Below are 10,648 nucleotides of genomic sequence, written 5' to 3' on the forward strand. Positions count from 1 at the left end.
CGGTCGCGGAGAAGTTCGGCGGTGACAGCGTCACCGAGACCGCCCGCAACGTCCGCTCCTACCTCGACCACCTGGCGATCCGGTGAACGGGCCCCTGGTCGTGCTCGTCGGCCCCATGGGGGTCGGCAAGTCCACCGTGGGTCTGCTGCTCGCCGAGCGGCTCGGCGTGGGCTTCCGGGACACCGACGAGGACATCGTGGCCGAGCAGGGCCGCACCGTCGCCGACATCTTCGTCGAGGACGGCGAGTCCGCCTTCCGCGCCCTGGAGCGGCAGGCGGTGCGCACGGCGGTCGCCGGGCACACCGGGGTGCTGGCGCTCGGCGGCGGCGCGGTCCTGGACGCCGGCACGCGGGAGCTGCTCGCCGGCCACCACGTCGTGTACCTGTCCATGGACGTCGAGGAGGCGGCCCGGCGCACCGGGCTGAACGCCGCCCGGCCGCTGCTGGCCGTCAACCCGCGCAAGCAGTGGCGGGAGCTGATGGAGGCCCGACGGCACCTGTACGAGGAGGTGGCCCGCACGGTCGTGGCCACCGACGACCGTACGCCCGAAGAGGTCACCCAAGAGGTCCTGAACGCCCTGGAGTTGAAGGAAGCATGAGCGAGTCAGTGACGCGGATCCAGGTCGGCGGCACCGCGGGCAGTGAGCCGTACGAGGTCCTGGTCGGCCGCCGACTGCTCGGCGAGCTCGGCGGTCTGGTGGGCGACCGGGCCAGGCGGGTCGCGGTGATCCACCCCGAGGCGCTGGCCGAGACCGGCGAGGCGCTCCGGGCCGACCTGGCCGAGCAGGGCTACGAGGCGGTCGCCATCCAGGTGCCCAACGCGGAGGAGGCCAAGACCGCCGAGGTCGCCGCGTACTGCTGGAAGGCGCTGGGCCAGTCCGGCTTCACCCGCACCGACGTCGTGGTCGGCGTCGGCGGCGGGGCGACCACCGACCTCGCGGGCTTCGTGGCCGCGACCTGGCTGCGCGGGGTGCGCTGGATCGCGATCCCCACCACCGTCCTGGCCATGGTCGACGCGGCGGTCGGCGGCAAGACCGGCATCAACACCGCCGAGGGCAAGAACCTGGTGGGCGCCTTCCACCCGCCCGCGGGCGTCCTGTGCGACCTCGCCGCGCTGGACTCCCTCCCGGTCAACGACTACGTCTCCGGACTGGCCGAGATCATCAAGGCCGGCTTCATCGCCGACCCGGCCATCCTGGACCTCATCGAGTCCGACCCGCAGGCCGCGCGCACCCCGGCGGGTCCGCACACGGCCGAGCTCATCGAGCGCTCCATCCGGGTCAAGGCCGAGGTGGTCTCCAGCGACCTGAAGGAGTCGGGCCTGCGGGAGATCCTCAACTACGGCCACACCCTCGGCCACGCCATCGAGAAGAACGAGCGGTACACGTGGCGGCACGGTGCCGCGGTGGCCGTGGGGATGCACTTCGCGGCCGAACTGGGCCGTCTGGCGGGCCGGCTGGACGACGCGACGGCCGACCGCCACCGCACGATCCTGGAGGCGGTCGGGCTGCCGCTGCACTACCGCTACGACCAGTGGCCCAAGCTGCTGCAGACGATGAAGGTGGACAAGAAGTCCCGCGGCGACCTGCTGCGTTTCATCGTCCTGGACGGCCTGGCCAAGCCCACCGTCCTGGAGGGGCCCGACCCGGCGATGCTGCTGGCGGCCTACGGCGAGGTCGGGCAGTAGGTCCACGGACCGGTACGTCCCGCGGGACCCCATCCGTCCGATTCCCCTTCCCCGCCGGGCACTTGGGGGCGTCCCCGGCCGTTCACCGAACAGCGGCGGGGGACGGTACCGTTCGGGTGGGGGTCTCCCCGGGCCGTCCGGGCCGTGGGGGAGAGCGGGGCGCGCACCCCGCTGACAGCGACGATTCGCCTGTACGAGACGGAGTGGCACCGGATGCAGCACGCAGTGGGGTCTCCGCTGCCGCCGCCCCACCAGCCGGGGCACGGACCGGCCGCCGGCTGGTCGCCGGCCGCACATCATCCGGGGCCGGGTCCCCACCACCAGGGGCCCCCGCCCGTGCCGCAGGGTCCGGCCTCCCTGCCGCAGGGTTCCGCTCCCGTGCCGCAGGGTCCGGCCTCCCTGCCGCAGGGCCCCGGTCCCGTGCCGCAGGGCCCCGCCCCCGTACCACCAGGTCCCGTCCCCGGGCCGCAGGGCTCCGCCCCGGTGCCCCCGCCGCCCGGCTTCAGCGGGCCCCCGCAGCACCCCCCGACGGCACCGCCGCCGCCCCCGGACACGACCGGCCACGTGCGGCTGCCGCCCGGCGGCCCGGTCCCGATGCCCCCGGCGCCCGCCGCCACCACGACCGTCCCCGACCCGGCGGCCGCCACCCTCGCGGTGCTGCTCATCGGCCCGGCCGGCGCCGGCAAGACCAGCGTGGCGAAGTACTGGGCGGGCCACCGCCGGGTGCCCACGGCCCACATCAGCCTCGACGACGTGCGCGAATGGGTCCGCTCGGGCTTCGCCGACCCCCAGTCCGGCTGGAACGACCACTCCGAGGCCCAGTACCGCCTGGCCCGCCGCACCTGCGGCTTCGCCGCGCGCAACTTCCTGGCCAACGGCATCTCGTGCATCCTCGACGACGCCGTCTTCCCCGACCGCCCGGTCGTGGGCCTGGGCGGCTGGAAGCGGCACGTGGGTCCCGGCCTGCTGCCCGTGGTCCTGCTGCCGGGCCTCGACATCGTCCTGGAGCGCAACGCCGAACGCACGGGCAACCGCCGCCTCACCGACGAGGAGGTCGCCCGCATCCACGGCCGTATGGCCGGGTGGTACGGATCCGGCCTGCCGATCATCGACAACTCCCAGCTCGACGTGCCCGGCACGGCACGGGTCCTGGACGAGGTCCTGGCCCGCTCGATAGCCAGCCCGCCCAGCTGGTGACGGAGGCCGGCCCGCCCAACCGGTGTCGGAGTCGGAGGGGACCCGGCGCACGTCGAGGGGCGCGGGGAACCGCGCGGCAGGCCACCCCACCGGCCGGAACCCGCCGGACGACGGCCGTCCGCACCCCGTGGGCGCCGAGCCCCGTACCCGCGCGCACCGCCCACTCGGCCTCCCCCGAGCGGCGTGACCCGGGCGCAGCTCTTACGCTCGGCACATGTCAGAGGTGTACGCGACCCGCCGAACCCGGCTACGGGACCGCTGCCACGCGGGCGGCAGTGCGGCGGCGCTGATCTCCCGGCCCGCCAACGTGCGCTACCTCGCGGGCGCGGCGCCCCGCGGCGCCGTACTGCTGCTGGGCGAGCGCGAGGACCTGCTGGTCTGCGCCGGCCCACCGGACGAGCGCCCCGCCGAGGGCCGCCCCGACGAGAGCCTGCGCCTGCACACCCTCCCCGGCCCCGGCGGGGGCTTCCTCGCCATCGCCGCCGCCGACCTCGCCACCGCGCAGGGCGCGGACTCCCTGGCCGTGGAGGAACACCACCTCACGGTCGCCCGGCACCGGGCCATCGGCTCGGTCGCCCCCGAGCTCCGCCTCGCCGACCTCGGCACCGCGGTCGAACAGCTCAGGGTGGTCAAGGACGAGGAGGAGATCTCCTGCCTCCGGATCGGCGCGGAGATCGCCGACCAGGCCCTCGGCGAGCTCCTGGAGTCCATCCTGGTGGGCCGGACCGAGCGCCACCTCGCCCTCGAACTCGAACGCCGCCTGGTGGACCACGGCGCCGACGGCCCGGCCTTCCCCACCTCCGTCGCCACCGGCGCCAACTCCGGCAGACGCGGCCACCGCCCCACCGACCGACGCGTCGAGGAGGGCGACTTCCTCTCCGTGTGCCTGGGTGCCACCTACCGCGGCTACCGCTGCGAGATCGGCCGCACCTTCGTCATCGGCACGTCCCCCGCGGACTGGCAGATCGAGCTGTACGACCTGGTCTTCGCCGCCCAGCGGGCCGGCCGCGAGATGCTCGCCCCGGGCACCGCCTACCGCGAGGTGGACCGGGCCGCCCGCCAGGTCCTGGACTCCGCCGGACACGGACCGGGCCTGCCGGCGCTGATCGGCCACGGTGTGGGCCTCGAAATCGACGAGGACCCTCAGCTGGGCCCCACGGCCATGGGTAAACTGGACGCTTGCGTGCCGGTCACCGTCGAACCGGGGGTCCACCTCCCGGGCCGGGGCGGTGTCCGGATCGATGACACGCTCGTCGTACGCCCCGAGGCGGACGGCGGACCCGAGCTACTCACCATCACGACCAAGGAGCTGCTCGCGCTCTAGCTCAGAGCTGTCGCGCCTGCCCCCGGGTCGTCCACGTAAGTCCAGGAGATTGAAGCAACCGTGGCTTCCACGAACGACCTCAAGAACGGCATGGTGCTCAAGCTCGAAGGCGGCCAGCTCTGGTCCGTCGTCGAGTTCCAGCACGTCAAGCCCGGCAAGGGCCCGGCCTTCGTGCGCACCAAGCTCAAGAACGTGCTCTCGGGCAAGGTCGTCGACAAGACCTTCAACGCCGGCGTCAAGGTCGAGACGGCCACCGTCGACAAGCGTGACATGCAGTTCTCCTACATGGACGGCGAGTACTTCGTCTTCATGGACATGGAGACCTACGACCAGCTGCACATCGACCGGAAGGCCGTCGGCGACGCCGCCAACTTCCTCATCGAGGGCTTCACCGCCACCGTCGCCCAGCACGAGGGCGAGGTGCTCTTCGTCGAGCTGCCGGCCGCCGTCGAGCTGACCATCGCCGAGACCGAGCCCGGCGTCCAGGGCGACCGTTCCACCGGTGGCACCAAGCCCGCCACCCTGGAGACCGGCCACCAGATCCAGGTCCCCCTCTTCATCACCTCCGGTGAGAAGATCAAGGTCGACACCCGCACCAGCGACTACCTCGGCCGGGTGAACAGCTAACCGTGGCCGCCCGCAACACGGCCCGCAAGCGCGCCTTCCAGATCCTCTTCGAGGGCGACCAGCGCGGCGCCGACGTCCTGACGGTCCTCGCGGACTGGATCCGGCTCTCGCGCAGCGACACCCGGCAGCCGCCGGTGAGTGCGTACACGATGCAGCTGATCGAGGGGTACGCGGAGCACGCGACGCGCATCGACGAGCTGATCTCGCAGTACTCGGTCGGCTGGACGCTCGACCGGATGCCGGTGGTCGACCGCAACATCCTGCGGCTCGGCGCGTACGAGCTGATCTGGGAGGACGAGACCCCGGACGCGGTCGTGCTGGACGAGATGGTGCAGCTGGCGAAGGAGTTCTCGACGGACGAGTCGCCCTCGTTCGTCAACGGCCTGCTCGGCCGGCTGAAGGAGCTCAAGCCCTCGCTGCGGCGCACCGCCGAGGACTGAGACGACCGCCGAGGACTGAGACGCCCCCGAACGCCGGAGGGCCGCAGCGCGCGCTGCGGCCCTCCGGCGTTCGGGGGCGTCTCAGTCCTCGGCGGTCGTCTCAGTCCTCGGCGGTGCGCCGCAGCGAGGGCTTGAGCTCCTTCAGCCGGCCGAGCAGGCCGTTGACGAACGAGGGCGACTCGTCCGTCGAGAACTCCTTCGCCAGCTGCACCATCTCGTCCAGCACGACCGCGTCCGGGGTCTCGTCCTCCCAGATCAGCTCGTACGCGCCGAGCCGCAGGATGTTGCGGTCGACCACCGGCATCCGGTCGAGCGTCCAGCCGACCGAGTACTGCGAGATCAGCTCGTCGATGCGCGTCGCGTGCTCCGCGTACCCCTCGATCAGCTGCATCGTGTACGCACTCACCGGCGGCTGCCGGGTGTCGCTGCGCGAGAGCCGGATCCAGTCCGCGAGGACCGTCAGGACGTCGGCGCCGCGCTGGTCGCCCTCGAAGAGGATCTGGAAGGCGCGCTTGCGGGCCGTGTTGCGGGCGGCCACGGTTAGCTGTTCACCCGGCCGAGGTAGTCGCTGGTGCGGGTGTCGACCTTGATCTTCTCACCGGAGGTGATGAAGAGGGGGACCTGGATCTGGTGGCCGGTCTCCAGGGTGGCGGGCTTGGTGCCACCGGTGGAACGGTCGCCCTGGACGCCGGGCTCGGTCTCGGCGATGGTCAGCTCGACGGCGGCCGGCAGCTCGACGAAGAGCACCTCGCCCTCGTGCTGGGCGACGGTGGCGGTGAAGCCCTCGATGAGGAAGTTGGCGGCGTCGCCGACGGCCTTCCGGTCGATGTGCAGCTGGTCGTAGGTCTCCATGTCCATGAAGACGAAGTACTCGCCGTCCATGTAGGAGAACTGCATGTCACGCTTGTCGACGGTGGCCGTCTCGACCTTGACGCCGGCGTTGAAGGTCTTGTCGACGACCTTGCCCGAGAGCACGTTCTTGAGCTTGGTGCGCACGAAGGCCGGGCCCTTGCCGGGCTTGACGTGCTGGAACTCGACGACGGACCAGAGCTGGCCGCCTTCGAGCTTGAGCACCATGCCGTTCTTGAGGTCGTTCGTGGAAGCCACGGTTGCTTCAATCTCCTGGACTTACGTGGACGACCCGGGGGCAGGCGCGACAGCTCTGAGCTAGAGCGCGAGCAGCTCCTTGGTCGTGATGGTGAGTAGCTCGGGTCCGCCGTCCGCCTCGGGGCGTACGACGAGCGTGTCATCGATCCGGACACCGCCCCGGCCCGGGAGGTGGACCCCCGGTTCGACGGTGACCGGCACGCAAGCGTCCAGTTTACCCATGGCCGTGGGGCCCAGCTGAGGGTCCTCGTCGATTTCGAGGCCCACACCGTGGCCGATCAGCGCCGGCAGGCCCGGTCCGTGTCCGGCGGAGTCCAGGACCTGGCGGGCGGCCCGGTCCACCTCGCGGTAGGCGGTGCCCGGGGCGAGCATCTCGCGGCCGGCCCGCTGGGCGGCGAAGACCAGGTCGTACAGCTCGATCTGCCAGTCCGCGGGGGACGTGCCGATGACGAAGGTGCGGCCGATCTCGCAGCGGTAGCCGCGGTAGGTGGCACCCAGGCACACGGAGAGGAAGTCGCCCTCCTCGACGCGTCGGTCGGTGGGGCGGTGGCCGCGTCTGCCGGAGTTGGCGCCGGTGGCGACGGAGGTGGGGAAGGCCGGGCCGTCGGCGCCGTGGTCCACCAGGCGGCGTTCGAGTTCGAGGGCGAGGTGGCGCTCGGTCCGGCCCACCAGGATGGACTCCAGGAGCTCGCCGAGGGCCTGGTCGGCGATCTCCGCGCCGATCCGGAGGCAGGAGATCTCCTCCTCGTCCTTGACCACCCTGAGCTGTTCGACCGCGGTGCCGAGGTCGGCGAGGCGGAGCTCGGGGGCGACCGAGCCGATGGCCCGGTGCCGGGCGACCGTGAGGTGGTGTTCCTCCACGGCCAGGGAGTCCGCGCCCTGCGCGGTGGCGAGGTCGGCGGCGGCGATGGCGAGGAAGCCCCCGCCGGGGCCGGGGAGGGTGTGCAGGCGCAGGCTCTCGTCGGGGCGGCCCTCGGCGGGGCGCTCGTCCGGTGGGCCGGCGCAGACCAGCAGGTCCTCGCGCTCGCCCAGCAGCAGTACGGCGCCGCGGGGCGCCGCGCCCGCGAGGTAGCGCACGTTGGCGGGCCGGGAGATCAGCGCCGCCGCACTGCCGCCCGCGTGGCAGCGGTCCCGTAGCCGGGTTCGGCGGGTCGCGTACACCTCTGACATGTGCCGAGCGTAAGAGCTGCGCCCGGGTCACGCCGCTCGGGGGAGGCCGAGTGGGCGGTGCGCGCGGGTACGGGGCTCGGCGCCCACGGGGTGCGGACGGCCGTCGTCCGGCGGGTTCCGGCCGGTGGGGTGGCCTGCCGCGCGGTTCCCCGCGCCCCTCGACGTGCGCCGGGTCCCCTCCGACTCCGACACCGGTTGGGCGGGCCGGCCTCCGTCACCAGCTGGGCGGGCTGGCTATCGAGCGGGCCAGGACCTCGTCCAGGACCCGTGCCGTGCCGGGCACGTCGAGCTGGGAGTTGTCGATGATCGGCAGGCCGGATCCGTACCACCCGGCCATACGGCCGTGGATGCGGGCGACCTCCTCGTCGGTGAGGCGGCGGTTGCCCGTGCGTTCGGCGTTGCGCTCCAGGACGATGTCGAGGCCCGGCAGCAGGACCACGGGCAGCAGGCCGGGACCCACGTGCCGCTTCCAGCCGCCCAGGCCCACGACCGGGCGGTCGGGGAAGACGGCGTCGTCGAGGATGCACGAGATGCCGTTGGCCAGGAAGTTGCGCGCGGCGAAGCCGCAGGTGCGGCGGGCCAGGCGGTACTGGGCCTCGGAGTGGTCGTTCCAGCCGGACTGGGGGTCGGCGAAGCCCGAGCGGACCCATTCGCGCACGTCGTCGAGGCTGATGTGGGCCGTGGGCACCCGGCGGTGGCCCGCCCAGTACTTCGCCACGCTGGTCTTGCCGGCGCCGGCCGGGCCGATGAGCAGCACCGCGAGGGTGGCGGCCGCCGGGTCGGGGACGGTCGTGGTGGCGGCGGGCGCCGGGGGCATCGGGACCGGGCCGCCGGGCGGCAGCCGCACGTGGCCGGTCGTGTCCGGGGGCGGCGGCGGTGCCGTCGGGGGGTGCTGCGGGGGCCCGCTGAAGCCGGGCGGCGGGGGCACCGGGGCGGAGCCCTGCGGCCCGGGGACGGGACCTGGTGGTACGGGGGCGGGGCCCTGCGGCACGGGACCGGGGCCCTGCGGCAGGGAGGCCGGACCCTGCGGCACGGGAGCGGAACCCTGCGGCAGGGAGGCCGGACCCTGCGGCACGGGCGGGGGCCCCTGGTGGTGGGGACCCGGCCCCGGATGATGTGCGGCCGGCGACCAGCCGGCGGCCGGTCCGTGCCCCGGCTGGTGGGGCGGCGGCAGCGGAGACCCCACTGCGTGCTGCATCCGGTGCCACTCCGTCTCGTACAGGCGAATCGTCGCTGTCAGCGGGGTGCGCGCCCCGCTCTCCCCCACGGCCCGGACGGCCCGGGGAGACCCCCACCCGAACGGTACCGTCCCCCGCCGCTGTTCGGTGAACGGCCGGGGACGCCCCCAAGTGCCCGGCGGGGAAGGGGAATCGGACGGATGGGGTCCCGCGGGACGTACCGGTCCGTGGACCTACTGCCCGACCTCGCCGTAGGCCGCCAGCAGCATCGCCGGGTCGGGCCCCTCCAGGACGGTGGGCTTGGCCAGGCCGTCCAGGACGATGAAACGCAGCAGGTCGCCGCGGGACTTCTTGTCCACCTTCATCGTCTGCAGCAGCTTGGGCCACTGGTCGTAGCGGTAGTGCAGCGGCAGCCCGACCGCCTCCAGGATCGTGCGGTGGCGGTCGGCCGTCGCGTCGTCCAGCCGGCCCGCCAGACGGCCCAGTTCGGCCGCGAAGTGCATCCCCACGGCCACCGCGGCACCGTGCCGCCACGTGTACCGCTCGTTCTTCTCGATGGCGTGGCCGAGGGTGTGGCCGTAGTTGAGGATCTCCCGCAGGCCCGACTCCTTCAGGTCGCTGGAGACCACCTCGGCCTTGACCCGGATGGAGCGCTCGATGAGCTCGGCCGTGTGCGGACCCGCCGGGGTGCGCGCGGCCTGCGGGTCGGACTCGATGAGGTCCAGGATGGCCGGGTCGGCGATGAAGCCGGCCTTGATGATCTCGGCCAGTCCGGAGACGTAGTCGTTGACCGGGAGGGAGTCCAGCGCGGCGAGGTCGCACAGGACGCCCGCGGGCGGGTGGAAGGCGCCCACCAGGTTCTTGCCCTCGGCGGTGTTGATGCCGGTCTTGCCGCCGACCGCCGCGTCGACCATGGCCAGGACGGTGGTGGGGATCGCGATCCAGCGCACCCCGCGCAGCCAGGTCGCGGCCACGAAGCCCGCGAGGTCGGTGGTCGCCCCGCCGCCGACGCCGACCACGACGTCGGTGCGGGTGAAGCCGGACTGGCCCAGCGCCTTCCAGCAGTACGCGGCGACCTCGGCGGTCTTGGCCTCCTCCGCGTTGGGCACCTGGATGGCGACCGCCTCGTAGCCCTGCTCGGCCAGGTCGGCCCGGAGCGCCTCGCCGGTCTCGGCCAGCGCCTCGGGGTGGATCACCGCGACCCGCCTGGCCCGGTCGCCCACCAGACCGCCGAGCTCGCCGAGCAGTCGGCGGCCGACCAGGACCTCGTACGGCTCACTGCCCGCGGTGCCGCCGACCTGGATCCGCGTCACTGACTCGCTCATGCTTCCTTCAACTCCAGGGCGTTCAGGACCTCTTGGGTGACCTCTTCGGGCGTACGGTCGTCGGTGGCCACGACCGTGCGGGCCACCTCCTCGTACAGGTGCCGTCGGGCCTCCATCAGCTCCCGCCACTGCTTGCGCGGGTTGACGGCCAGCAGCGGCCGGGCGGCGTTCAGCCCGGTGCGCCGGGCCGCCTCCTCGACGTCCATGGACAGGTACACGACGTGGTGGCCGGCGAGCAGCTCCCGCGTGCCGGCGTCCAGGACCGCGCCGCCGCCGAGCGCCAGCACCCCGGTGTGCCCGGCGACCGCCGTGCGCACCGCCTGCCGCTCCAGGGCGCGGAAGGCGGACTCGCCGTCCTCGACGAAGATGTCGGCGACGGTGCGGCCCTGCTCGGCCACGATGTCCTCGTCGGTGTCCCGGAAGCCCACGCCGAGCCGCTCGGCGAGCAGCAGACCCACGGTGGACTTGCCGACCCCCATGGGGCCGACGAGCACGACCAGGGGCCCGTTCACCGGATCGCCAGGTGGTCGAGGTAGGAGCGGACGTTGCGGGCGGTCTCGGTGACGCTGTCACCGCCGAACTTCTCCGCGACCG

12 protein-coding genes are annotated in these 10,648 nt (G+C 73.3%); 6 read left to right on the forward strand and 6 right to left on the reverse strand.

Annotation, left to right across the window (positions count from 1 at the left end):
* Positions 1-82: 82 nt before the first annotated feature.
* From ACFF45_RS34505 to nusB (ACFF45_RS34480), 6 genes are all read left to right on the forward strand, one after another.
* Positions 83-598, forward strand: coding sequence for a shikimate kinase (locus tag ACFF45_RS34505; protein WP_381350943.1), 516 nt, complete (start codon positions 83-85; stop codon positions 596-598).
* The gene (gene aroB / locus ACFF45_RS34500) at positions 595-1,686 is read left to right on the forward strand and encodes a 3-dehydroquinate synthase (protein WP_381350944.1); all 1,092 of its coding nucleotides are present in this window, start codon (positions 595-597) and stop codon (positions 1,684-1,686) included. Before ACFF45_RS34505 ends, aroB (ACFF45_RS34500) begins: the two co-directional genes overlap by 4 nt.
* Before the next feature lie 213 nt (positions 1,687-1,899).
* On the forward strand, positions 1,900-2,883 hold the full coding sequence (locus tag ACFF45_RS34495) for a Pro-rich N-terminal domain-containing protein (RefSeq protein ID WP_381350946.1): 984 nt from the start codon (positions 1,900-1,902) through the stop codon (positions 2,881-2,883).
* Between the two features lie 214 nt (positions 2,884-3,097).
* A complete protein-coding gene (locus ACFF45_RS34490) occupies positions 3,098-4,207 on the forward strand; it encodes an aminopeptidase P family protein (RefSeq protein WP_381350947.1) in 1,110 nt (369 codons plus the stop codon).
* 60 nt (positions 4,208-4,267) lie between these two features.
* Positions 4,268-4,834 (forward strand): elongation factor P, encoded by a 567-nt coding sequence (gene efp, locus ACFF45_RS34485; RefSeq protein WP_381350949.1) that lies wholly within the window; start codon positions 4,268-4,270, stop codon positions 4,832-4,834.
* Positions 4,835-4,836: 2 nt separating this feature from the next.
* Entirely contained in the window at positions 4,837-5,274 is a 438-nt protein-coding gene (nusB, locus tag ACFF45_RS34480) for a transcription antitermination factor NusB (RefSeq protein ID WP_381350950.1), read from the forward strand.
* Between the two features lie 100 nt (positions 5,275-5,374).
* On the opposite strand, the gene nusB (ACFF45_RS34475) is transcribed toward nusB (ACFF45_RS34480), so the two are convergent.
* The 6 genes from nusB (ACFF45_RS34475) to ACFF45_RS34450 all read right to left on the reverse strand — a co-directional run bounded on the left by nusB (ACFF45_RS34475) (position 5,375) and on the right by ACFF45_RS34450 (position 10,566).
* Positions 5,375-5,812 (reverse strand): transcription antitermination factor NusB, encoded by a 438-nt coding sequence (gene nusB / locus ACFF45_RS34475; protein WP_381350950.1) that lies wholly within the window; start codon positions 5,810-5,812, stop codon positions 5,375-5,377.
* 2 nt (positions 5,813-5,814) lie between these two features.
* Complete coding sequence (efp, locus tag ACFF45_RS34470; protein WP_381350949.1) at positions 5,815-6,381, reverse strand: elongation factor P; 567 nt, start codon at positions 6,379-6,381, stop codon at positions 5,815-5,817.
* Positions 6,382-6,441: 60 nt separating this feature from the next.
* Positions 6,442-7,551 (reverse strand): aminopeptidase P family protein, encoded by a 1,110-nt coding sequence (locus ACFF45_RS34465; RefSeq protein WP_381350947.1) that lies wholly within the window; start codon positions 7,549-7,551, stop codon positions 6,442-6,444.
* Positions 7,552-7,765: 214 nt separating this feature from the next.
* Positions 7,766-8,749: a Pro-rich N-terminal domain-containing protein gene (locus ACFF45_RS34460; protein WP_381350946.1), complete on the reverse strand. Its 984-nt coding sequence runs from the start codon at positions 8,747-8,749 to the stop codon at positions 7,766-7,768.
* A 213-nt stretch (positions 8,750-8,962) separates the two neighbouring features.
* Positions 8,963-10,054 (reverse strand): 3-dehydroquinate synthase, encoded by a 1,092-nt coding sequence (aroB, locus tag ACFF45_RS34455; protein WP_381350944.1) that lies wholly within the window; start codon positions 10,052-10,054, stop codon positions 8,963-8,965.
* Positions 10,051-10,566, reverse strand: coding sequence for a shikimate kinase (locus ACFF45_RS34450; protein ID WP_381350943.1), 516 nt, complete (start codon positions 10,564-10,566; stop codon positions 10,051-10,053). The genes aroB (ACFF45_RS34455) and ACFF45_RS34450 overlap by 4 nt, the downstream gene beginning before the upstream one ends.
* Between the last annotated feature and the right edge of the window lie 82 nt (positions 10,567-10,648).

This window comes from Streptomyces cinereospinus, assembly GCF_042430725.1.
GTDB classification, from domain to species: Bacteria; Actinomycetota; Actinomycetes; order Streptomycetales; family Streptomycetaceae; genus Streptomyces; species Streptomyces cinereospinus.